Here is a 23,239-nt window from a genome sequence, read left to right as displayed (position 1 = left end):
CTACCGTGGTTCCAGGGCGGCACAGGGAACCACGCCGGCCGCACGCTGGCAATGCGCAGCGTTGCGGACGCCGTATCCTACGCCGATGAGCACCCCGATTTTCCCGATTACCGCACTGCTGCCGCAGGTCCTGAACGAACTGGAGGCGCGCACGCGCCTGGTGCTGGAAGCGCCGCCCGGCGCGGGCAAGACCACCCAGGTGCCGCTGGCGCTGCTGGACGCGCCGTGGCTGCAGGGCCGGAAGATCATCATGCTCGAGCCGCGCCGGGTGGCCGCGCGCAGTGCCGCGCAGTTCATGGCGCGCCAGCGCGGCGAAGAGGTCGGTGGAACGGTGGGCTACCGCATCCGGTTCGAGAACAAGGTGTCCGCACGCACCCGGGTGGAGGTGGTCACCGAAGGCATCCTGACCCGCATGCTGCAGGACGATCCGATGCTGGAGGGGGTGGGCGCGGTGCTGTTCGACGAGTTTCATGAGCGCCACCTCGCAGCCGACCTCGGTCTGGCCCTGGCGCTGGATGTGCAGGCGCAGCTGCGTGGGGACCTGCGCATCGTCGTGATGTCGGCCACGCTGGATGGCGAGCGGCTGGCACAGTTCCTCGACGCGCCGCGCCTGAGCAGCGAGGGACGCAGCTACCCGGTGGCGATCAGCCATTTCCCCGCCCGCCGCGACGAGTCCCTGGAGGCGCAGGCCCGGCGCGCGGTGGAACAGGCGCTGGCCACCCACCCGGGCGACGTGCTGGTGTTCCTGCCCGGCCAACGCGAAATCGCACGCACCCAGGCCGCGCTCGAACAGGTGCTGCCCGCCGATATCCAGGTGCTGCCCTTGCACGGCGAGCTGCCGGTGGAACAGCAGAGCCGCGTGCTGCAGCCCGATCCGCACGGTCAACGCCGCGTGGTGCTGGCGACCAATGTGGCCGAATCGTCGGTGACCCTCCCCGGCGTGCGCGTGGTGATCGACGCCGGTCTGGCGCGCGAACCGCGCTACGACCCCAACAGCGGCTTCGCGCGGCTGGACGTGGTCAGCATCGCGCAGGCGTCGGCCGATCAGCGCGCCGGCCGCGCCGGACGTGTGGCGGAGGGGTGGGCCTGGCGGCTGTGGCCGCAGTCGCAGCGATTGGACGCGCAGCGGCGACCGGAGATCGCCCAGGTCGAGCTGGCTTCACTGGCGCTGGAGCTGGCGGCCTGGGGCAGCGACGACCTTCGCTTCGTCGATACACCGCCGGTCGGCGCGCTGGCTGCCGCGCGCGAGCTGCTGCAGCGGCTGGGCGCGATCAGCGACAGCGGCGCACTCACCGCGCCCGGCCGGCGCATGCTGGCGCTGGGCACGCATCCGCGCCTGGCAGCCATGCTGTTGGCCGCCGGCAACGGCGAGGAGCAGGCACTGGCCTGCGACCTGGCCGCGCTGGTGGAAGCGCGCGACCCCCTGCGCCAGGGCGGCGATGCACTGGCCGCGCGCTGGCGTGCGCTGGCTGCCTTCCGCCAGGGGCGCGCACCGCACGACGCCAACCGCGGCGCGCTGGCCGCCATCGACGCGGCCAGCAAGCAATGGCGGCGGCGGCTGCGCTGCGACACATCGCCCCCCACCTCGGTCGAGGCACACCGCCTCGGCGATCTGCTGGCGCATGCATTCCCCGACCGCATCGCGGCGCGTCACCCCACCGATCCGCTGCGCTACCTGCTCGCCAACGGCCGCAGTGCCCGCCTGTTCGATCCCAGCGACCTGCGCGGCGAACCGTGGCTGGTAGCGGTCGAACTGCGCTACGAAGCGCGCGACGCGCTGCTGCTGCGTGCTGCGCCGGTCGATGAGAACCGCCTGCGCCGGGACTTCCCCGAGCGGTTCAGGCAGGAAGACGTGGTGCGCTGGGACGCCGAGAAGCGGGCACTGGTGGCCCGCCGCGAAACCCGCTTCGACCGCATCGTGCTCGACAGCCGTTCAGCCGGCCGCGTGGATCCGGCGCTGGCCGCGCAGGCCCTGACCGAGGCGGTGGCCGAACTCGGCTTGGCGGCGTTGCCGTGGACCGACGGCCTGCGCCAGTGGCAGGCACGCGTGCTGGGCCTGCGCAGCTGGATGCCGGCGCTGGAGCTGCCTGACGTGTCCGACGCCGCCCTGATGGCTACGTTGCCGCGCTGGCTGACGCCCGCCTTCGCGGGCCGGACCCGGCTGGACGCGCTGGACGAAGCCGCCCTCGGCGAAGCCCTGAAGTCGGCACTGCCGTGGGCCCAGCGCCAGCTGGTTGATCGCCACGCGCCGGTGCGCATGTCCGTGCCATCGGGCATGGAGCGCGCGATCCACTACGCCGTCGACGCCGACGGCAGCACCCCACAGGCACCGGTGCTGGCGGTGAAACTGCAGGAGCTGTTCGGCCTGGCCGACACGCCGCGGATTGCCGACAACCGCGTCGCACTGACCCTGCACCTGCTGTCGCCCGGTGGCCGACCGCTGCAGGTGACCCAGGACCTGCGCAACTTCTGGGCCACTACCTACGCAGAGGTGAAGAAGGAGATGAAAGGGCGCTACCCCAGGCATCCGTGGCCGGACGACCCGTGGACGGCCACCGCGACGCATCGGGCCAAACCGCGCGGCACGTGACGCCGGGCGTAACGCGCCGTGCGCATTCATGGCTGCCGGCTGACCGGCGCTCCGGGTGCGGCGACATCGCCGCACGCAAGCCGCTACAGTCGTGATCCGGTTGTGCGGAGCGGATAACACGCCCTACACGGCCCACGCGCGACACTGGACAGGAACCGAGGCAAAGGACCCCCCATGAGCAGATTGACCGTGATTACCGACCGCGCCCTCGAGCGCGCCCTGGACCTGGCAAGCAGTGCCGGCGACGGCCTCAAGCATGCCGGTACCAACCTGCGCCACTTCGGTCCGCAGGCCACCGACTGGATCAAGACCGGCGCCGCGCTGGGCGCGGTCAAGACCGGTAGCAGGGTGGCCGCGAAGGTGGTGCGCCGCAATCCGGCCGTGACCATCGCCGCCGCCGCCGTCGGTGTCGGCCTGCTGGGCTACGCGCTGTACCGCAAGCAGCAGAAGAAGAAGCTCGCCAACGGCGGCGTGGTCGACGGCCAGGCGCAGCGCATCAGCGCACGCAACCGCCGCAACGACACCGTGGTCGACGAGCACAGCGACATCGGCAGCGATACCTGATCGCGCCGCGGCATCTGCGTGACATGGAAACCGCCGGCATTGCCGGCGGTTTTTTTCTGGATCCTCGCCCAGCGGATGTCAATCGATCCGCCGCCACTGCCCGGGTTGCAGGCCGTCCAGCGCGTGTGCGCCCATCGCCACCCGTACCAGCCGCAGCGTGGGCAGACCCACCGCAGCAGTCATCCGCCGCACCTGGCGGTTCCGCCCTTCGCGCAGGGTGATCGCCAGCCACGCATCGGGCACCGTTTTGCGGAACCGTACCGGCGGTGTGCGGGGCCACAGCGACGGCGGTGGTTCCAGGCGTTTCACGCCGGCCGGCAAGGTGGGCCCGTCGTTGAGCTGCACGCCCGCGCGCAGCGCCTGCAGCTGCGCATCGGTGGCGGTGCCTTCGACCTGCACCCAGTAGGTTTTGTCCGCCTTGTGGCGCGGATCGGTGAGGGCATGCGCCAGACCGCCATCGTCGGTGAACAGCAGGAGGCCTTCGCTGTCGTAGTCCAGGCGACCGGCGGCATACACGTCCGGCGGCAGCCCGAATCCGGCCAGCGTCGCGCGCGGCGGCTGGCTGCGGTCGGTGAACTGGCACAGGACGTTGAACGGTTTGTTGAAGGCGATCAGCATGGCGGAGACGACAACGGGGGACGGAACATTGTCCCATCCCCCGGGGCCGTGCGACGCGCGGCCGGCCCGGCCCGTTACCTGGCGGGTTTGACGAAACGCAGGGTCATGCGGTCGCTCTCGCCGATGGCCTGATACTTCGCATCGTCGGCGGCCTCATGGTTGTTGGACGGGGGCAGCGTCCACACCCCGTTGGGATGGTCCTTGGTGTCGCGCGGGTTGGCATTGATCTCGCTGCTGCCGGCCAGCGTGAAGCCGGCGGCCTCGGCCATCGCGATCACCTGCTTCTGCCCGACGTAGCCGCTCTTGTCATCGGCCGGCACATCGGCCGTGGCGCGGTGTTCAACCACGCCCAGCACGCCACCGGGCTTGAGCACGCTGTAGAAGCCCTTGAACATGCCTTCGGCCTGGTTCGCACTGCGCCAGTTGTGCACATTGCGGAAGGTGAGCACCACATCGGCCGAATCGGGCGCGCCGAACTGCGGCGCGGTCGGATCGTAGGCCACCACGCGGGTCTTGCCGTACAGCGCGGCGTTGGCGGCAAACTTCTTTTCCAGGCCATCACGGCTGCGCTGCTGGTAATCGCGGCCGCGGCCTTCGGCGACCGCCATCGGATCGACCACCGCCGCCACGTAAGTGCCGTTGTCGCGCAGCAGCGGGGCCAGGATCTCCGAGTACCAGCCGCCCCCCGGGGTGATCTCGATGACGGTCTTGCCCGGTGCCACGCCGAAGAACGACAGCGTCTGCGCCGGATGGCGCCACGGATCGCGCTTGACGTTGGCCGGGTCGCGCCAGCTTCCCTGCACGGCGGTCTGCACGGCGGGGGTGATCGCGATCTGCGCATTGGGGCCGGCTGGCTTGGTTGCCAGCGCCGGTGCGGACAGCAGCAGCGCGGACAGGGTGAACAGGCAGGCAGTGGTCAGCGAACGGGTTTTCATCGGCGGTTTCCTGGCGGCGGGTTGCGGCGAGACTAGCAGCCACGGCGCCCCAGGTGTTCACAAAACGTTAGTGCGATGCAGCACGACGGAACACTGTTTTGTGCCTGCTGCCGCAACGCGGTCATCGGCATCGACTTATCCTGTCGCTCTGGCTTTCAGAAGGATGACATCGCCCATGACTGCACCGCGGGAACTCGGCCGCTCCGGCCTCTCCGTCCACCCCATCGCCTTCGGCGGCAACGTGTTCGGCTGGAGCGCCGACGAGAAGACCTCATTCGATCTGCTGGACGCTTTCGTCGATGCCGGCTTCAATCTGATTGATACCGCCGACGCTTACTCGGCGTGGGTGCCGGGCAATGCCGGCGGCGAATCGGAATCCATCCTCGGCCGTTGGTTCAAGCGCAGCGGCAAACGCGATCAGGTGGTGCTGGCCACCAAGGTGGCCAAGTGGGCCGAGCGGCCGGGCCTGTCCGCGGACAACATCGCCGCGGCGGTGGAGGATTCGCTCCGTCGGCTGCAGACCGATGTGATCGATCTCTACCAGGCACACGAAGACGACCAATCCACGCCGCTGGAGACCACCCTGGCCGCGTTCGGCCGGCTGATCGACCAGGGCAAGGTGCGCGCCATCGGCGCCTCCAACTACAGCGCGTCGCGGCTGCGCGATGCGCTGGCCGTGTCGGCCGACTACGCGTTGCCGCGCTATGAAACGCTGCAGCCCGAGTACAACCTGTATGACCGGGGCGGCTATGAAGCCGAGCTGGAACCGCTGGTCCGCGAGCAGCAGATCGGCGTGATCAGCTATTACTCGCTGGCCAGTGGCTTTCTCAGCGGCAAGTACCGGCGTGCCGACGATGCGGCAAAGAGCAGCGCACGCGGCCGCAGCGTGGTCGACAGGTACCTCAATCCGCGTGGCCTGCGCATTCTCACCGCGCTGGACGACATCGCCGGCACGCACGGTGCCAGCCCATCGCAGGTGGCGCTTGCATGGCTGATCGCACGGCCGGGCATCACCGCGCCGATCGTCAGTGCCACCAGCGTCGAACAGCTCAAGGACGTGCTGGCAGCCGCACAGGTGACGCTATCCGCGCAGGATATCGCGCAGCTCGACGCGGCCAGCGCCGAGGACTGAAGCGCGCCGTGGTGCCGTGACCAGACAGCCGCCGCGAGGCGGCTGTTTCTTTTTCCGACACGCGCCCGCAGCACCCGTGAATCTCCGGGTTAATAAAACAGGTTCAATAACCGCTTGCGCGCAGATTCAAACCCCGGTAATGTTCGCGCCCATCGCCGCAGCGTGCGGCATCCCATCCCTTCAACCGAGCCCGTCATGCACCGTTGTTTCCCCACCATCGCCGACCGACTGCCAAGCGCGACCCACGCGCTGCGTCCGTGCGATGTCGCGGGCAAGGCACTGACGCTGGCCATCGACTGATCTTCCTGCACGGAGATCGGTCCCCGATCTCCGAGGCATGCCAACGCCCTCGGATGCTGCATCCGGGGGCGTTTTCGTTTGCGTTGGCATCGCTTCAACACAGGATCACCATGCCGTATTCCCCCATCGTCCACACCCGGGCAAGGACTGCCTGACCACACGGACGTGTTGCCGAGAGGCGCGAGAGCGCTGTGCCCTGGTGTGGGGCACGGGCGACGGGTGATTATGTGCATGACATATTGATATCGGCTTGTCCGATATTGATGCATCGGTTTGTTCGATTATCTCAACGGTGCAGGCTTTCGCCTGCCTGGTGCGCGCGACCGTGTCGTGGCGTATGCCGGGATGATCGACACCGGTGCGACATCGGCCTGCTGGTGCGGGCAGCGGCGAAGGCCGCGCAGGTCGGTTCGATTCCGGCATGTCATTGGATGGCTCATCGGTAGAGCCGCAGGTTCGCCCTGCGTGTTGCGGGTTCGAATCCCGCTCCAGACCCTTGCAATCGGGCGCAGGCCCACTCGGGATCCCCCGCCCTGTCGCGGCACCGCATTGCATCGCGGTGCCGCGGCCGGGCAACGCTTCCGCCGCCGGGCCAGCGCCCTGGACGCGCAACGACCCGACGCTCCGCCATGCCAACCGTGGTGGCGTGCGTCGCGGCACGACGCCGACAGCGCCCTGGCGCCGCGTCGCCGGCGTCGCGGGGCTCCCATCTTCTTCCGCCCCACGGGGCACCCCGCGCGTCGTGGCCGGTATCCGGGTGGCGGGCGGTCACCGCACCGGATGCCACCACCAGAGCCCACAGGAGAATGCCCATGTTCTGGACCAGGAAGGTCGTGATCGGCGAAAGCGAGCGCGGCCTGGTGTATCGCAACCGTCAGTTCGAGGCCGTGCTCGGCCCCGGTACCCACCGCTGGTTCGATCCGCGCGGCGAGCGTGAGGTCGTGCTGCACGACATCCGCACGCCGCGCTACGCCGGTACCGATGCCGACCTGCTGATGGCCCGTCACGACGCGGATCTGCAGCAGTCGTTCGTGCTGGCCGACGTCGGCCCGCGCGAAATCGGCCTGGTGTACGCCCAGGAGCGCCTGTGCGACGTGTTGCCGCCGGACGCACGCCAGCTTTACTGGCGTGGGCTGGTCCCGGTACGGGTGGAGACCGTGGCGCTGGAGACGGTACCGGTGGTGCCGGCGGACATCGTGCTGCGGCTGCGCCAGATCGGCCTGCTGTCGCGTTACACGGTGACTACCCATGTGCCGGAACAGCACGCCGCGCTGGTGTTCATCGATGGCCAGCTGGCGCGTACGCTGGGCCCCGGCCCCGTGTCGTTCTGGAACCTGCAGAGCAGCGTGGTGGTGGATGTAGTCGATCTGCGCCTGCAGGCCGTCGAGGTGGGCGGCCAGGAGCTGCTGACGCGCGACAAGGTCTCGCTGCGCGTGAACCTGTCGGCCAGCACGCGTGTGGTCGACCCGGTGGCCGCACGGACCGGGGTAGCCAAGGTAGGCGAGCAGGTCTATCGCGAGCTGCAGTTCGCATTGCGCCAAGCTGTATCGGCGCGTTCGCTGGACGAGCTGCTGGCCGACAAGGCCGCACTGGACGCCGACATCCTGGTGCGCGTGCGTGCGCAGGTGGCGGGCCTGGGCACCGACGTGCTCGGCGTCGGCGTCAAGGACGTGATCCTGCCCGGCGACATGCGCGAGATCTTCAATGCCGTGGTGCAGGCCGAGAAGGAAGCGCAGGCCAATGTGGTACGCCGACGCGAGGAGGCCAACGCCACCCGTTCGCTGCTCAACACCGCCAGGCTGATCGAGGACAGCCCGGTACTGATGCGGCTCAAGGAGCTGGAGGCGCTGGAAAAGGTCACCGCCAAGATCGACAAGCTCACCGTGTTCGGCGGCCTGGATGGCGTGCTGAAGCAGCTGGTGACGATGAAGCCAAAGGAATGATCCATGAACATGCAACACACATTCGAGTATCTGCACGCCGAAGGCGGCACCACCCCGATCAAGGGCTGGGTACGCGGCGTACCGGTGGACGCATTGGCCCGCGAACAGCTGGCCAACATTGCCGCACTACCGTTCGTTGGCCCGTGGGTGGCGGTGATGCCCGACGTGCACGTGGGCAAGGGCGCCACGGTGGGGTCGGTGATCCCGACGCGCGGCGCGATCATCCCCGCTGCTGTCGGCGTGGACATCGGCTGCGGCATGGCGGCGGTGCGCACCACCCTGCGTGCCAGGGACCTGCCCGACAACCTGGCCCAGCTGCGCAGCAGCATCGAGCGCAGCGTGCCGGTCGGCAACGGCCGTGGCGGTGAACACCGCCGGTTGCCCGACAGTATCCGCACCCGGATCGAACGCTCCGGTCTGGTGACGCGGCTGGACGCGATCAAGCAGCGTCATCGGCGCATCCGCACCGACAAGCTGGAGAACCAGATCGGCACGCTGGGCGGCGGCAACCACTTCATCGAGATCTGCCTGGATGAAACCGGCGCCGTGTGGGTGATGCTGCATAGTGGCTCACGTGGCACCGGCAACCTGATCGGCACGTACTTCATCGAACAGGCGCGAGAGCAGCTGGCCCGGCGGGTGCTTGGCTTCCACCTGCCGGACCGGGACCTGGCGTTCTTCATGGAGGGCGAAGCGCTGTTCGACGACTACGTCGAGGCGGTATCGTGGGCGCAGGACTACGCCCGCGAGAACCGCGAGGCGATGATGGCGCGGGTGCTGGCCGAGATGCGCCACCGGTTGCCGACGTTCCAGCTGGAGGCGTTGGCGGTGAACTGTCACCACAACTACGTGCAGCGCGAGACCCACGGCGGCGAACCCCTGCTGATCACCCGCAAGGGCGCAGTAAGTGCACGTGCAGGTGAGCTGGGAATCATTCCCGGCAGCATGGGCGACTGCAGCTACATCGTGCGCGGCAAGGGCAACGCGGAGAGCTTCCACAGCTGCAGCCACGGTGCCGGACGCGTACTGAGCCGGACGGCCGCGCGGCAGCAGATCACGTTGGCGCAGCACCGCGAGGCGACCGCGCATGTGGAATGCCGCAAGGACGCGGCGGTCATCGACGAATCGCCGGCCGCCTACAAGTCGATCGAGGCGGTGATGGCGGCGCAGCGCGACCTGGTGGAGGTGGTGCACACCCTGCGCCAGGTGGTGTGCATCAAGGGATGACCGCGCTGTCCTCGGCCACCAGTGCGTGATGAAGGCTGATACCCGCGCGCACCCCTTCGGCATTGGCCAGGGTGATGTTGCCGACCACGGTGGCATCACCCGCCGCGTACACGCCGGGCACCGTGGTCTGCTTCTGCGCATCCACCCGTACCAGCACGCCGACGGGGCTCTCATCCAGCGCGCAGCCGAGCTGCTCGACCAGCGGTGAGCCCATGTGCTGACGGGCGGTCACGAACAGCGCGCGCAGATCGATGCGGCGGCCGTCGGCGAGCACGGCTGCGCAGAGCTGCGGGGCCTCGCCGTCCAGCCCCACGACCTGCGTATGCTCGACAGTAACGCCACGTCGCTGCAACCGGGCCGCGTCGTCCTCGTCCAGCGTCATGCCGTGCGCGAACAAGGTCACCTGGCCCCACTCGGCGAGCAGCCCGGCCATCGTGCTGGACATCGGATGCCCGCCCAGCAGGCCGATCGCACCGCCGCCGATCTCGTAGCCGTGGCAGTACGGGCAATGCAGAACGCTGTGGCCCCAGCGCTCGGCCAGCCCGGGCAGTGCGGGCAGTTCGTCGCGGATACCGGTGGCCAGCAGCAGCTTGCGCGCAGCCCAGGTCTCGCCACCGGTGGTATGGACGGCGAAGCCATCGGCGGTGCGCGAGGCGCTGTCCACCGTGTCGCTGAGCCAGCGCACGGTCGGGTAGTCCAGCAGTTGCACCTTGGCCCGGCGCAGCAGCTCGCTGCCGGCGATGCCATCCAGGCCAAGCACACCGTGCGAGTGGGCGGCGAAGCGGTTGCGCGGCAGGCCGCCGTCGATCACCAGCACCTCGCGGCGGGCACGCGCGAGCATCAGCGCGGCGGACAGACCGGCAAAACTGCCACCGATGATCACGGCATCAAACGTCATGGGAACCTCCAGCAGCATGGTGGGCCAGGTGGCGGGCGAAGGCCGCGCCGAGGGTGTCCAGGGTGGTGGCGCGCAGGCGCGTTTCGAGCAGCGCCTGGGCTTGCCGGTAACTGTCGTCCAGCGCCGCGTTCACCACCTGCTGGACCGGGCAGCCGCGGCCGCCTTCACGCGCACCGGTGTGCAGCAGCGGGGGCGCGCCGACGGCGACATAGACGTCGTGCAGGGTGATGCTGGCCGGGTCGCGCGCCAGTTGGCTGCCGCCGCCGTGACCGCGCACGTTGCTGACCAGCCCCCCCTTCTGCAGCGCCGCCAGCAGACGCCGGATCACCACGGGGTGGGTCGGCAGGCAGGTGGCGAGTTGTTCGGAGGTACGTGGGCCGTCCTGACCGACCAGGTGGGCCATCACGTGCAGGGCGTCGGAGAACTGGTTGCTGGATTTCATGTAACTACGATAGTTACATATTTGCGGGCTGTCCAGTGGCGCTGTTCCATTCATCACTTCGACAGAGACGTCACAAAGAGTTCACATCCTTGAATGGAACGGTAAGCGTGACGGACCTCCCACTTCAGAAGGTCCCGACACGCTCCGATACCGCATCGCCCTTCCCTACTTCCTGACGTCCATGTCCATGTTGTCCGCCGCACCCGCGCGTGCCCTGAGCCTGCAGTTCAAGTTGCTGGGCGCACTGTCGCTTGGCCTGTTCATCGTTGTGGTGTGCGCCCTGGCCGGACTCGGCTCGGCCTGGTTGAACCTGTCCACCGAGGTACCCGCCGAGGTCGCCCGCAATGCACGCGCCGACACGCTGCAACGCGAGTTCCGCCTGCAGGTGCAGGAATGGAAGAACGTGCTGATCCGCGGCAGCGACGCGGCCCTGCGCGAACGCCATCTGGCCGCCTTCGATGCCCAAGGCCGCAAGGCACAGGCCCTGGCGCAGGCGCTGGCCGGCGCCGACGATGCGGACACCGCACGCCTGGCCGGCACGTTCCTGGCCCAGCACACCGCCCTGCAGCAGGATTACCACGGCGCTCTGGAGGCGTTTGCCGCCAGCGGCTACAGCCCGCTGGACGGCGATGCGCTGGTGCGCGGCAAGGACCGCGCGCCCGGGGCCACCCTGGATGCGCTGGGTGAGCGCACCGCCGTGGTGGCCGAGCGCGCGGTGCAGGCGCGCTCGGAACAGGCCCGGCGCACGCTCGTGGTATGCGCGGCGCTGACCGCGCTGGCGGCACTGGTGTTGATGGGGATACTGGCGATCTGGCTGCGTCGTGCGGTGATCGCACCGGTGCTGGCGGTGGAAGCGGCCGCGCGTGCGGTGGCACGTGGCGATCTGGAGCACACCGTGCAGGTCCGCAGCGGCGATGAGATCGGCCGTCTTGGCCAGGCCATGAGCGCGGTCACCCGCACCCTGAAAGACGTGCTGGCCGCCCAGGCCACGATGGCCGCGCGCCATGACGCCGGCCAGATCAGCTATCGCATGGACGATGCCGCCTTCCCCGGCGGCTATGGACAGATGGTGCGCGACGTCAACGCGCTGGTCGATGCGCATATCCGGGTCAAGCTGCGTGCGATCGAGATCATGGGGCGCTATGCCGTGGGCGACCTGGCGCTGGACATGGAACGGCTGCCCGGCGAAAAGGCGGTGATCACCCAGGCGCTGGACACGGCCAAGGCCAATCTCGGCGCGATCAACGCCGAGATCAAGCGCCTGGCCCGCGCGGCGGCGGCGGGCGACTTCAGCCAACGCGGTGATGAAGCGCGCTATGCGCACGATTTCCGCGAGATGGTGGCCGGCCTCAACCAGCTGATGCAGACCACCGAACAGGATCTGGGCCAGGTGTCGGCGGTGCTGCAGGCGATCGCGCGCGGCGATCTTGGCGCCCGCATGCAGGGCGACTTCCACGGGGTGTTCGCACGCATGCGCGACGACGTGGCGCGCACCAGTGGCCAGCTCACCGGCATCGTCGGCGACATCAAGCAGGCCGCACAGGCGATCCAGACCGCAGCCAGTGAGATCGCCGCCGGCAACAGCGATCTGTCGCAGCGCACCGAACAGCAGGCCGCGAACCTGGAGGAAACCGCCGCGTCGATGGAAGAGCTGACCTCGACCGTGCGCCAGAACGCCGAGCACGCCCGCCAGGCCAACCAGCTCGCCATCGGTGCACACGCAGTGGCCACGCAGGGCGGTGAGGTGGTGGGGCAGGTGGTACTCACGATGGGGGCCATCGAAACCTCGTCGCGCCGCATCGCCGACATCATCAGCGTCATTGACGGGATCGCCTTCCAGACCAACATCCTGGCGCTCAATGCCGCCGTCGAAGCCGCGCGCGCCGGCGACCAGGGCCGCGGCTTTGCGGTGGTGGCCAGCGAAGTGCGCACGCTGGCGCAACGGTCGGCCGCCGCCGCCAAGGAGATCAAGGGTCTGATCGATGCCTCCGTCGGGGACGTGGCGACCGGAGCCGCCCTGGTGCGCCAGGCGGGCCAGACCATGCAGGAGATCGTGGGCGGTGTGCAGCGGGTGACCGACATCATGGCCGAGATTTCCGCGGCCTCGCAGGAGCAGTCGGCCGGCATCGAGCAGGTCAACCAGACCGTGGTGCACATGGACGAAGCGACGCAGCAGAACGCAGCCCTGGTGGAGGAAGCGTCGGCGGCCGCACGCAGCATGGAAGAGCAGGCAATCGTGCTGAACGCGGCGGTGGACGTGTTCGTGCTGGACACGCGACGGGCGGCCGGCCCGGGCGTGCCGCAGGCGGCGTAACGGGTGGCGCGTGCCGGCCCGCGGCCGGCACTACACGTAGGGGGGGCCGACCATCGCGGCGGCGAGGTGGTCGAGGAAGGAACTGATCCGCGCCGACACGGCGGTGTTGCGGTAGTACACCGCGTGGATGGGCTGGCGCACCTCCACCGTGAGCGTGGGCAGCACCTGCACCAGCGTCCCGTCCGCACGGTCGCGATGGGTCATGAAGTCGGACAGGCAGACGATGCCCACGCCTTCCAGCGCCAGCCGGCGCAGGGTTTCGCCACTGGATACCGCCACTGCCGGCCTTACATGCAGCAGCGCGTCGGTATCGCCCGGCAACGGCCAATGGTTGAGCGAATCCGGTTCGTTGAAGCCCAGCAGCGTGTGCGCCTGCAGGTCGGCCACGCGGGCCGGTGTGCCGTGCTGCTGCAGGTACGCCGGGCTGGCCAGCACCCGCAACCGGCTGTGCGCCAGCGGACGCGCATGCAGCGTGGAATCGGCCAGCGGTCCGATCCGGAGGGCGACATCGGTGCGGCGTTCCAGCAGGTCGATGTAGCGTTCGCTGCTGTTGAGTTCCAGTGCCACCTCCGGGTAGCGCGCGCGATAGCTGGCAACCAGCGGGGCGATCACGTGCAGCACGAAGGGCATCGCCGCATCCACCCGCAACCGCCCGGCCGGCCGCTCGCGGCGCGCGGCGATCTGCTCTTCGGCCGCCTCCACCGAGGCGACGATGGCGCGGGCCTGGGCCAGGAACGCCTCGCCTTCCTCGGTGAGCTGCAGGCGGCGGGTGGTCCGGGTCAGCAGGGTGGTACCGAGCTTCTCTTCCAACCGTCCCAGCGCGCGGCTGACCCCGGAGGGCGTCTGCGCCAGCTGTTCGGCCGCGGCGGTGATCGAACCGCTGTCGATCACCGCGATGAAGGCCTGCATTTCGTCGAGGGTGGTTTTCATCGGACGGGCACTCAACGGACGAGGCCCATTATTGACCATGAGGCAATAGTCATTGGCGTGAAGACCGCTTTTTCGGCACGAGTGCGGCGCGCAGACTGCGCAGCCTCTCTTCCCACCGGTAATCGACCATGTCCCGTGGCATCCCCCTCGCCCTGCTGGCGCTTACGCTTGGCGCGTATGCCATCGGCACCACCGAATTCGTCATCGTCGGGCTGATCCCGACCATCGCCGCCGACCTCGGCGTCTCCCTGCCCTCGGCCGGCCTGCTGGTCTCCCTGTACGCCCTGGGCGTGGCGATTGGCGCCCCGGTGCTGACCGCACTCACCGGCCGGGTGCCGCGCAAAACCCTGCTGGTGGCGCTGATGGTGCTGTTCACCCTGGGCAATGTGATCGCCTGGATGGCGCCCGGCTATGGGTCGCTGATCGTGGCGCGCGTGCTCACCGGCCTGGCCCACGGCGTGTTCTTCTCGATCGGCTCGATCATCGCCACGTCGGTGGTGCCCAAGGAAAAGGCCGCCAGTGCGATCGCGATCATGTTCACCGGCCTCACCGTCGCCCTGGTCACCGGCGTGCCGCTGGGCACCTTCATCGGCCAGCATCTGGGTTGGCGCGCCACCTTCCTGGCCGTGGCGGCGCTGGGCGTGATCGCCCTGATCGGCAGCCTGCTGTTCGTGCCGCGCAACCTGCAGCGCAGCGCACCGGCCACGTTCGGTCAGCAACTGTCGGTGCTGGCCCAGCCGCGCCTGCTGCTGGTGTATGCGATCACCGCGCTGGGCTACGGCGGCACCTTCCTGTCGTTCACGTACCTGGCCTCGATCCTGCAGGACGTCACCGGCTTCTCGGCCAATGCGGTCAGCGGCGTGCTGCTGGTGTACGGCGTGTCGGTGGCGATCGGCAACCTGTGGGGCGGCCGCCTGGCCGACCGCCGCGGGCCGATTCCGGCGCTGAAGCTGATCTTCGCTCTGCTGGCCGCCGTGCTGTTCATGCTGACCTTCACCGCCTACAACACCTGGCTGGTGCTGCTGACCGTGCTGGCGCTGGGTGCGGTGGCTTTCGGCAACGTGCCGGGGCTGCAGGTGTACGTGGTCAAGCAGGCGCAGCGCTTCGCCCCCCAGGCGGCTGACGTCGCCTCGGGCCTGAACATCGCCGCCTTCAACGTCGGTATCGCGCTCGGTGCCTCGCTGGGCGGCCTGGTGGTCGATCACATCGGCCTCATGCACACCCCGTGGCTGGGTGCGCTGGTGGTGATGGGTGCCTTCGGGCTGACCGCGCTGAGCGGCCGGCTGGACCGCCGCGACGGTGTCGCCGACCGTGCCGACGGCATCGCCGTCACCGCACATTGATCGCTCGCGCAGCGGACCTGCCGTCTGCTGCGCATCATTCAACGGTGCACGGCGTAGCCTGCATCGCATCCGCACGAAGGAGTTTCCATGAGCATTCCCGCATTCGGCCTCGGCACGTTCCGCCTGAAGGGCCAGACCGTCATCGACTCGGTCCGCAACGCGCTCGACGTGGGCTACCGCGCCATCGATACCGCGCAGATCTACGACAACGAAGCCGAGGTGGGCCAGGCCATCGCCGACGCCGGCCTGGCCCGCGACGAGCTGTTCCTCACCACCAAGATCTGGATCGCCAACGTCGCCCACGACACCTTGCTGGAAAGCCTGCGCGAAAGCCTGCGCAAGCTGCGCACCGACCACGTCGAGCTGACGCTGATCCATTGGCCCTCGCCCAAGGACGCCGTGCCGATGGCCGAGTACCTGGGCGCGCTGGCCGAGGCGAAGGCGCTGGGCCTGACCCGGCAGATCGGCATCTCCAACTTCACCATCGCGCAGACCCGCCAGGCGATCGGGATTCTCGGTGCCGACGCCATCGCCACCAACCAGATCGAAGTGCATCCCTACCTGCAGAACCGCGCGTTGATCGCGTTCCTGAAGGATCAGGGGATCCATGTCACCGCCTACATGAGCCTGGCCTACGGCGAGGTGCTGAAGGACCCGGTGATCCAGGCCATCGCCGACCGCCACCAGGCCACCCCGGCCCAGGTCGCGCTGGCCTGGGCACTGCAGCAGGGCTACGCGGTGATCCCCTCCTCCACCAGGCGCGAGAACCTGGCCAGCAACCTGCTGGCGGCGGACCTGCACCTGGGCGAGGCGGACATGGCGCAGATCGCGACGCTGGACCGTGGCCAGCGCCTGGCCAACCCCGACGGGATCGCGCCGGACTGGGATTGACCGGCAGCGCCTAGCGGAGCAACCAGCCGCGCAGCGCGTCGCTCACCTCATCCGGCTGCTCCATTGGCGCCAGGTGCCCGCAGGCGGGTACCACCACCAGGGTGGAGCCTGGCACCAGGGCGTGCATCTCCTCACTGATGGCCAGCGGCGTGATGCGGTCGTTGGCACCGCACACGATCAGCAGCGGATCGCGGTAGCGGGCCAGCACGTCGTGACCATCGACGCGATCCAGCGCGCTTTGACGCAGGAACACCGCCGCCCCCAGCCGGGCGGTCATGTCGCGCACGCGCTGCACCAGCACATAGTCGTCCAGCCGCGAGGCATCGATGTAGCTGCGCATCAGTGTGTCGCCGAAGCCGTGGAAAGTGCCGGGCAGGCGCACGCTGGCGCGCTGCGACCGGCGCTGGGCAGCGCGTTCCGGCGAATCGGCATGGATCGAGGTATCGATCAACGCCAGCCGCAGCACACGCTCCGGCGCAGTCCGCAGGATCTGCTGGGCCACGAAGCCGCCCAGCGAGAACCCGGCCAGGGCGAAGCGGTCCGGCGCCTGCGCCAGGACGTCGTCCACGACCACCTGCATCGTCTCGCCACGGGTCTGGTCGCCCACCGTGCAGTCGGCGATGTCGGACAGCGCGGCGATCTGCCCGCGCCAGAGTTCAGCGTCGTTGAGCAGGCCTGGGAGCAGCAGCAGGGGGATGCGGTCCGTCATCCGGACATTGTCGCTGCTGCCTGTTGGCAGACCAAGGGTGGCGTGGCAGTGAGCCAGCACTTCACCGGCCATTTTTCTTACAGCCGATGGAGGTGTCTCCCTACATCATTATCAGAGATCCCCGACGTCCGGCGCACCGCGCGCTATTGCGAACATGGCCCCCAACATCGCGTGGGCAGCAGGGGTGCCTGCTCATCGCGCCGGATCGCCGCCACAGGGGACCTGCATGAACCGTCTCACTTTCACGCTCGCCAGCGGGCTGCTCGGTATTGGGCTGTGTACCGCAAGCCACGCCCAGAACTATCTGGAAGAAGTGTCCGACTACGCGCAGAAGGTGCAGGCACGACGCACCGCCGCGCTGGACGCCAGTGAGGCGTTTGGGGAGCAGATCTCCTACCTGGATGGCGGAACGCGGTTCTCGGCCACCGATATCTCCATTCCCGGCAACAACGCCTTGAAGGTGGAGCTCACCCGCAGCCGGCAGATCGATGAGCGCTACTTCATTTCCGGCTCGCGCCTGTTCGATTTCGGGTCGCTCTACGACTGGCAGCTGGAGGCCCCCTTCCTGGAGGGCACCTTCACCAGTCACGGCTGGACGATGGCGGCCGAGGGCAACCCCTCGCGCAATGCCCGGTGCAGCCTGCAACAGGCACCCTACAGCGCCATTCTGGGTGACTTCTACATCGAGAAGATGTGGTCGGGCTACAACCTGCATCTGCCCGGACAACCCGCACGGCTGATGCTGAAGGCGGCTGCAGCCATTCCGATGCCGGCAGATGGTCAGACCTATCCGTGGGCCGCCGATGGGGACATCCGCATCCGCTGCCTGCCCCAGCTCAGGAATGGTGCGCCCGGTGAAGGGTTCCTTGCCGTCATGCCGGATGGAACGCGTTACTACTTCGACACGATGATCACCCGGCAGATGCCGAATTTCCGCCTGCGCACATATCACACCGTCCCCCAGTACAAGGTGTATCTGGCCGCATCGCGTGTCGAGGACCAGCAGGGCAACTGGGTCACGTACACCTACGTCAACGACAACCTTGCCTCCATACAGTCCAATGACGGCCGCAGGATCGACCTGGCCTACCAGAATGGACGCATGGTCAGCGCCACGACCGCAGGGCGCACGTGGCAGTACCAGTATCGCGAACCGACCAGCACGACCGATGGCGGCCTGGCGGCGGTGATCCTTCCCGATGCCACCCGTTGGAGCTACGACTGGGTGGGCAGCGTTCGACCGGCCTGGATGGCACCGCCACAGGAGGGAACCACGCCCTGCGATACCATCATCGGCGAGGTTACCGGGCCCTACGCCTACACCGTCACGCATCCCGGCGGCGCCCGCGCCACGTTCTCGTTCGCATACAAAACCATCTTCCGCTCCACGCTGGATGCCTGCTACTCGCCGGTGCAGCCCAACTACTATTCCGTCTGGTCGCTGACCGATCGAGTGGTCACCGGCGCCGGGCTCGGTGAAATGCGCACACAGCTGTCGATCACCGGCGGATACCCCTCCACACCGCTGCGCTGGTCGACGGTGACCCACCCCGATGGCTCGACCACCCGCTACGGGTTCGGCCACACGTTCCTCGTCGATGAAGGCAAGATCATTGAACGCCAGACCGCCGGGAGCGATGGCGTTGTACTGGAAAGCACCAGCTCGCGGTATCTGAGCTCGCCGCCGGCCGGAGCGCACTACCCGGCGCGTGTTGGAAACAGCCTGCATTTCATGCAGTACGCAGACGGTCTGGTCCAGCCGCTTGCCGAACGCCTTACTGTGCGGGAGAGCACGCAGTACCGGCGCGCCAGCGACGGGTGGGACGCGTTTGCGAGGCCGACGCTGACCACCCAAAGCGGCCCCTCGGGCGTGATGCGCGAGCGACGGCAATACCTGGACAACCCGGCCCGTTGGATCCTCGGTGCGGTGGCATCGACACACAACGAGGATTCCGGGCAGGTCGTGTCTGCGGCGACGTATGACGATCTGCTGCGTCCGCTGGAGAAGTTCAGCTTTGGACTGCTGCAGGTGAGCTTCACCTACAACGGCGATGGCACGGTGGCAACCGCCACCGATCCCACCGGCCGCATGACCCGGCTTCAGCAGTGGAAGCGTGGCATTCCGCAGCACGTGATCAACCCCGACGGGACCACACGCGGCGCCACCGTCGACGACAACGGCTGGGTGGGCGCCGCGCGGGACGAGAACAATCTCCAGACCAGCTACGCCTACGACTCGATGGGCAGGCTCTCCATGATCACCCTCCCGGCCGATGCCGGCACGGCCTGGAATGCCACCTCCATGACCTTCTCGCGCCTGCCAACAGCCGAGCTGGGCATACCGGCCGGCCATTGGAAGGAAACCGAAGCGACAGGCAACCGGCGCAAGGTCACCTACTACGACGCGTTGCTGAGGCCGGTCCTGGAAGAGGAATACGACGCTGCAGACAGGGCGGGAACCCTGTCCCAGACCCTACGGCGGTACGACCATGCCAATCGGCTGATCTACGAATCGTATCCCGGTCGCTATCGCTGAGGTATGGAGACCCCAATGCGCGCACATGCCCTCCTCCGTTTCCTCCTGCTGCTGACGGTACTCACCGCCTCCAACGCCGCCGCGCAGGCAACCATCAACCTGACCGGGCCGGCCACGACGACGTACGTCGCGCCTGCAAACTTCGATCTCCAGGTGAGCTATTCGGTGTCCTCCGGGCCCAAGGCGGAGTTCATCGAGAACACCGTGATCACCCAGAACGGGGTGACCATCAGTGTCATCCCGCAGGGGACCATCCCTGTACGTGGGCTTCCGCCCGGTCGCTATGAATACATGTACCGCGCGATCGCCACCCGGATTCTGCCCGATGGCGACATGACCCACCGTCCGATGTCCAGCGGCCCCGTCGTCATCACAGTCAACAATCCACCGGAGCCGATCGATGCCGCCGCGCCGGGCACGATTTCTTCGGTCGGACCTCCGGTAACCGGGCGGCCCATGACAATGTCCATCCAGATGATCAACACCGGCGAAACAACCTGGCGCGCCGGAAGCTACTTCCTCGATTTCGTGAACGGAGGTGACAGCTACGTCTGGGACTTCACCCCGCAGGGCATTTCCCACGACGTGGCCCCCGGCCAGTCGTATACCTTCCAGTTCAACATCACCGCAAAGATTTTCAATACGCACGGATTCAACTACTACTTCCAGTTCCAGATGCGCCGGAACACGGTCGCCTTCGGCCTGCCAACGCAGGTGTTCTCCGTATACATCATCAATCCGATCAACGCCTCACAGTTTGATTCGCAGGAGGTACCCACAACGATGGAGGTGGGCAAGTCCTATCCCGTCACCATCCGGATGCGGAACACCGGCGACTATGTGTGGAGCGCCAGCCAGGCGTATTCGCTCGGCGCGCAGAACCCGCATGACAACACCCTGTGGGGTACCCACCGGATACAGACGGCAGACGTGCCCTTGGGCGCGATCGGAGAGTTCAAGGCGACCGTGGTCGCACCGGCGCAGCCGGGCGTCTACAACTTCCAGTGGCGCATGGTGCGCGATGGCGTGGAATGGTTCGGCGTGCTCACGCCAAACGTCGCCATCACGGTGAGCGAACCGCCCCCGCCTCCGCCTCCGCCGCTGCGGGGAACCACCTACACCTACGATGCGCTGGGCAGGTTGACCGGTACCTCTGCGGACAGTGAACAGGGCCCGCTGGTCACCGCCCAGATCTATCTGGCGGGAAACCGGGTCCAGCGTTCCGATGCACGCAACAACGTGACAACGACGACCTACCAGGCCTATTCGGATCCGGCGACAGATCGGGAAACGCTGATCGAAGAGCCCGAGTCCCGCATTACCCGGATTGATCGCACCCCCTACGGCGTCATTACCCGCATCGCGCGGGATTCAAGAAACGGCGCTCCGCTTCAGCGCCATTACGTGTACGACGCCCACTATCGCCTCTGCAAGAGCATTGAACCCGAGACCGGGGCGACCGCTGTCGGCCTGGATGCAGCCGGGCGCATCCTGTGGACCGCCAGCGGGCTGGCGCTTCCTTCAACGAGCAGCTGTGATCAACAGGCTGCCGCAGGCTCCCCGCGCGCGATCACCCGCTCTTATGATGCGAACGGTCGGCTGTCGGCGATCGTGTCGCCGGATGGACTGGGCAACCAGAACATCGCGTACACCCCTGACGGGCTGATCAACACTATTTCCTCCAGTAACGGCGGGGGTATCTCGGCGGTATCGACCTTTACCTACAACAGCCGCCGGTCGCTGGCATCGGAGACGTCGAGCATCAGCAACGAGTCGGATTGGACCATGTCGTATACCTACGATGCCAATGGCTCCCTGGCCGGTTATACCCTTCCGTCCGGTCTCCACATCGACCACCATCCCGATGCGCTCGGCAGGTCGCGGGCCATTACCGACAGCGCCGGACGGACACTTGTCTCGGGGGTCAAGCGTGGTGCGACCGGAACCGTCGCAGAGTTCATCTACGGAAACGGCATTCGCCATCAGCGAACCTTGAATGAGCGATTGTTGCCCAGCCAGGTGAGCGACGCCGGCGTCATGCGGCTCGCCTATGCGTACGACAAGGGCGGCAATGTCAGCTCCATGATGGATCTGGACGGACAGAGCGGCCTCAATCGCCAGATGAGCTATGACGGTGTGGATCGGATACTGAACGTCGTGTCGCCTGAGGCCGGGGTCAACCAGTCATTCTCCTACGATGACTTCGACAACCTCACGCGCCTGACGACCGCAGGAGCCACGCCGTTCAACTACTACTACGATGCCTCGAATCGTCTGACCAACATCCGGACCGACGAGGGCGCGACCATCATTGGCCTTGCGTACGATGCGCAGGGCAACATGATCAACAAGAACGGGCGGACCTTCACGTTCGATGCGAACAACCGGCTCATCGCGTCGGCCGGTTCGACCACCTATGCCTACGACGCCGCGGGCAGGCGAGTCCAGCGCCGGGCAGCGGATGGCCAGGACACGAACCGGTACTTCTATACCCGTTCCGGAAAGCTTGCCGTCCAGTTCGAGTCGAAGGCGCTTCGCCACACCTCGCATGTCTACCTGGATGGCATTGCGGTTGCCGCGATCGAGACCGCCCAGGACGGCACTGCCTCGATCAAATACGTCCACAACGACATCCTCGGAAGTCCCATTGCCTACAGCTCTGCCCAGGGAACCGTGATCCAGCGTCTCCAGTACACCACCTTCGGCATGTCGACCGGGGTAAGCGATGGCAAGCCCGGCTTCACCGGTCATGTGGAGGACGCCGATTCAGGCACGGTGTACATGCAACAGCGCTATTACGATCCACAGATCGCACTGTTCCTGTCGCCGGACCCCGTGCCGACCTTCATGAACCCGGTCGCCATGCTCAACAGGTACCGCTACGCCGACAGCAACCCCTACCGCTACCATGATCCGGATGGGCGCTGCACCGGGTCTCACCTGGCCAACAAGGATGGGACCTGCATGAGCACCGGCGAGTTCACCACGATGGCCACCACAGTGAATGGCGGCGGCAACGCGGCGCGGGGCGCAACGCAGACCGGCGGCAGGGCGCGGGTCGGGTGGCCGGTGGGACGCAATGACCCGGAATGGACGCGGGATCCGAAGCTGCGGGAAGAGACCGAGCGCGCCTGGGAGGATTCCAGGCCGAATGCGCCCGAAGTGCGCTCGGGAAGGCCGGGCTCCACCAAACGCGAGAACGGCGGCTGGGTGGTCCTGACTATTGGCGAGCGTCAGCCCTGGCTCTATCGACTGCCTGCCGGCAGCCGTGACAGGATGAGTCAGGAATCCACGATCAAGCCGGACCCGTTCCTCTGCGGCTGTACGGTGCTTGGCTTCTTCCACACGCATCCCAATACGCGCGCGGAGGGGTATGATCCGTTCGGCAACCCGGGCGACGCCACGTTCATGCAGCAGATGGGCGTACCGGGTCTGATCCGAAGCCACGAGGGCTATGAATTCATACCTGTTCGGAGGGGCGAGTGATGTCCAGAGTACCGACGTTCGCGCTGTGCCTTTGTCTTGCTGTCATATCCCCTGCGTGCAACGCCTCGGACAAGGATGCGCTGCAGACACTGCCTGATATGGTGAAGGCCAATGTGCTGGAGGCACAGAAATACCCGGAGTGCGTACGCGTCGTGAACGCGTACGTCCGGCGTACGCGGTCGTGGACACCGGCGGATTATCTGGTGTCCGTCTCACCGCCGTTGGCCGGTGGCCGCGGCTTTGCCGTCCTGCATCAGGACGATCTTGCAGATCCACTGGGCAGGAATGAACGCAAGTCGTTCAGTGTGGAGCTGGACACCACGTGCAGCAAGGTGATCGAGGAGTTCCAGTTCCAGTAGAGGCGGCCGTTTCAACGCTGCC

At 67.4% G+C, this 23,239-nt stretch carries 17 protein-coding genes and 1 tRNA gene; 12 read left to right on the top strand and 6 right to left on the bottom strand.

Annotated elements, in window-relative coordinates:
* Nucleotides 1–85 precede the first annotated feature (85 nt).
* Nucleotides 86–2,590, top strand: coding sequence for an ATP-dependent helicase HrpB (hrpB, locus tag ACPEH1_RS00175; protein WP_423715030.1), 2,505 nt, complete (start codon nt 86–88; stop codon nt 2,588–2,590).
* A gap of 174 nt (nt 2,591–2,764) precedes the next feature.
* Entirely contained in the window at nt 2,765–3,154 is a 390-nt protein-coding gene (locus tag ACPEH1_RS00170; RefSeq protein WP_423715029.1) for a hypothetical protein, read from the top strand.
* Between the two features lie 78 nt (nt 3,155–3,232).
* Here the strand turns inward: ACPEH1_RS00170 and ACPEH1_RS00165 are convergent, their stop codons facing one another.
* On the bottom strand, nt 3,233–3,772 hold the full coding sequence (locus ACPEH1_RS00165; protein WP_423715028.1) for a pseudouridine synthase: 540 nt from the start codon (nt 3,770–3,772) through the stop codon (nt 3,233–3,235).
* Between the two features lie 74 nt (nt 3,773–3,846).
* Nucleotides 3,847–4,707 carry a class I SAM-dependent methyltransferase gene (locus tag ACPEH1_RS00160; RefSeq protein ID WP_017354755.1) on the bottom strand — a complete coding sequence of 287 codons (861 nt, stop codon included), beginning with the start codon at nt 4,705–4,707 and terminating at the stop codon, nt 3,847–3,849.
* Between the two features lie 175 nt (nt 4,708–4,882).
* Here ACPEH1_RS00160 and ACPEH1_RS00155 point away from each other — a divergent pair, with 175 nt between their 5' ends.
* The 4 genes from ACPEH1_RS00155 to ACPEH1_RS00140 all read left to right on the top strand — a co-directional run bounded on the left by ACPEH1_RS00155 (nt 4,883) and on the right by ACPEH1_RS00140 (nt 9,309).
* The gene (locus ACPEH1_RS00155; RefSeq protein ID WP_287251306.1) at nt 4,883–5,839 is read left to right on the top strand and encodes an aldo/keto reductase; all 957 of its coding nucleotides are present in this window, start codon (nt 4,883–4,885) and stop codon (nt 5,837–5,839) included.
* 723 nt (nt 5,840–6,562) lie between these two features.
* Nucleotides 6,563–6,634, top strand: a tRNA-Arg gene (locus ACPEH1_RS00150).
* Between the two features lie 317 nt (nt 6,635–6,951).
* Nucleotides 6,952–8,082: a slipin family protein gene (locus ACPEH1_RS00145; protein WP_262072172.1), complete on the top strand. Its 1,131-nt coding sequence runs from the start codon at nt 6,952–6,954 to the stop codon at nt 8,080–8,082.
* Between the two features lie 3 nt (nt 8,083–8,085).
* Nucleotides 8,086–9,309: an RtcB family protein gene (locus ACPEH1_RS00140; protein WP_423715027.1), complete on the top strand. Its 1,224-nt coding sequence runs from the start codon at nt 8,086–8,088 to the stop codon at nt 9,307–9,309.
* Here the strand turns inward: ACPEH1_RS00140 and ACPEH1_RS00135 are convergent.
* Both ACPEH1_RS00135 and ACPEH1_RS00130 read right to left on the bottom strand, forming a co-directional pair.
* Nucleotides 9,299–10,207: an NAD(P)/FAD-dependent oxidoreductase gene (locus ACPEH1_RS00135; RefSeq protein ID WP_313241643.1), complete on the bottom strand. Its 909-nt coding sequence runs from the start codon at nt 10,205–10,207 to the stop codon at nt 9,299–9,301. The genes ACPEH1_RS00140 and ACPEH1_RS00135 overlap by 11 nt on opposite strands.
* On the bottom strand, nt 10,197–10,649 hold the full coding sequence (locus ACPEH1_RS00130) for an Rrf2 family transcriptional regulator (protein WP_017354761.1): 453 nt from the start codon (nt 10,647–10,649) through the stop codon (nt 10,197–10,199). Before ACPEH1_RS00130 ends, ACPEH1_RS00135 begins: the two co-directional genes overlap by 11 nt.
* 181 nt (nt 10,650–10,830) lie before the next feature.
* On the opposite strand from ACPEH1_RS00130, the gene ACPEH1_RS00125 reads away from it, so the two are divergent.
* A complete protein-coding gene (locus tag ACPEH1_RS00125) occupies nt 10,831–12,963 on the top strand; it encodes a methyl-accepting chemotaxis protein (RefSeq protein ID WP_423715025.1) in 2,133 nt (710 codons plus the stop codon).
* A gap of 30 nt (nt 12,964–12,993) precedes the next feature.
* Here ACPEH1_RS00125 and ACPEH1_RS00120 read toward each other — a convergent pair whose 3' ends face one another.
* Complete coding sequence (locus ACPEH1_RS00120; protein ID WP_017354763.1) at nt 12,994–13,893, bottom strand: LysR substrate-binding domain-containing protein; 900 nt, start codon at nt 13,891–13,893, stop codon at nt 12,994–12,996.
* 128 nt (nt 13,894–14,021) lie between these two features.
* Here ACPEH1_RS00120 and ACPEH1_RS00115 point away from each other — a divergent pair, with 128 nt between their 5' ends.
* Together ACPEH1_RS00115 and dkgB are read left to right on the top strand one after the other, a co-directional pair.
* A complete protein-coding gene (locus tag ACPEH1_RS00115) occupies nt 14,022–15,236 on the top strand; it encodes an MFS transporter (protein ID WP_017354764.1) in 1,215 nt (404 codons plus the stop codon).
* Nucleotides 15,237–15,323: 87 nt separating this feature from the next.
* On the top strand, nt 15,324–16,127 hold the full coding sequence (gene dkgB / locus ACPEH1_RS00110) for a 2,5-didehydrogluconate reductase DkgB (protein ID WP_136006068.1): 804 nt from the start codon (nt 15,324–15,326) through the stop codon (nt 16,125–16,127).
* Nucleotides 16,128–16,137: 10 nt separating this feature from the next.
* Here dkgB and ACPEH1_RS00105 read toward each other — a convergent pair whose 3' ends face one another.
* Nucleotides 16,138–16,836, bottom strand: a complete 699-nt coding sequence (locus ACPEH1_RS00105; RefSeq protein WP_313241645.1) for an alpha/beta fold hydrolase — start codon at nt 16,834–16,836, stop codon at nt 16,138–16,140.
* A gap of 226 nt (nt 16,837–17,062) precedes the next feature.
* Here ACPEH1_RS00105 and ACPEH1_RS00100 point away from each other — a divergent pair, with 226 nt between their 5' ends.
* The 3 genes from ACPEH1_RS00100 to ACPEH1_RS00090 are packed head-to-tail and all read left to right on the top strand — an operon-like array spanning nt 17,063 to nt 23,217.
* Nucleotides 17,063–19,372: a hypothetical protein gene (locus tag ACPEH1_RS00100; RefSeq protein ID WP_136006072.1), complete on the top strand. Its 2,310-nt coding sequence runs from the start codon at nt 17,063–17,065 to the stop codon at nt 19,370–19,372.
* A 15-nt stretch (nt 19,373–19,387) separates the two neighbouring features.
* Entirely contained in the window at nt 19,388–22,858 is a 3,471-nt protein-coding gene (locus tag ACPEH1_RS00095) for an RHS repeat-associated core domain-containing protein (protein WP_313241647.1), read from the top strand.
* Nucleotides 22,858–23,217: a hypothetical protein gene (locus tag ACPEH1_RS00090; RefSeq protein WP_136006075.1), complete on the top strand. Its 360-nt coding sequence runs from the start codon at nt 22,858–22,860 to the stop codon at nt 23,215–23,217. Before ACPEH1_RS00095 ends, ACPEH1_RS00090 begins: the two co-directional genes overlap by 1 nt.
* Nucleotides 23,218–23,239: the final 22 nt, after the last annotated feature.

The sequence above is a fragment of the Stenotrophomonas sp. NPDC077421 genome (genome assembly GCF_049545505.1).
Taxonomy (GTDB): Bacteria; Pseudomonadota; Gammaproteobacteria; order Xanthomonadales; family Xanthomonadaceae; genus Stenotrophomonas; species Stenotrophomonas nematodicola.
The sequence above is the reverse complement of the archived record's forward strand: the minus strand, read 5'-3'. Positions and strand labels throughout refer to the sequence as shown.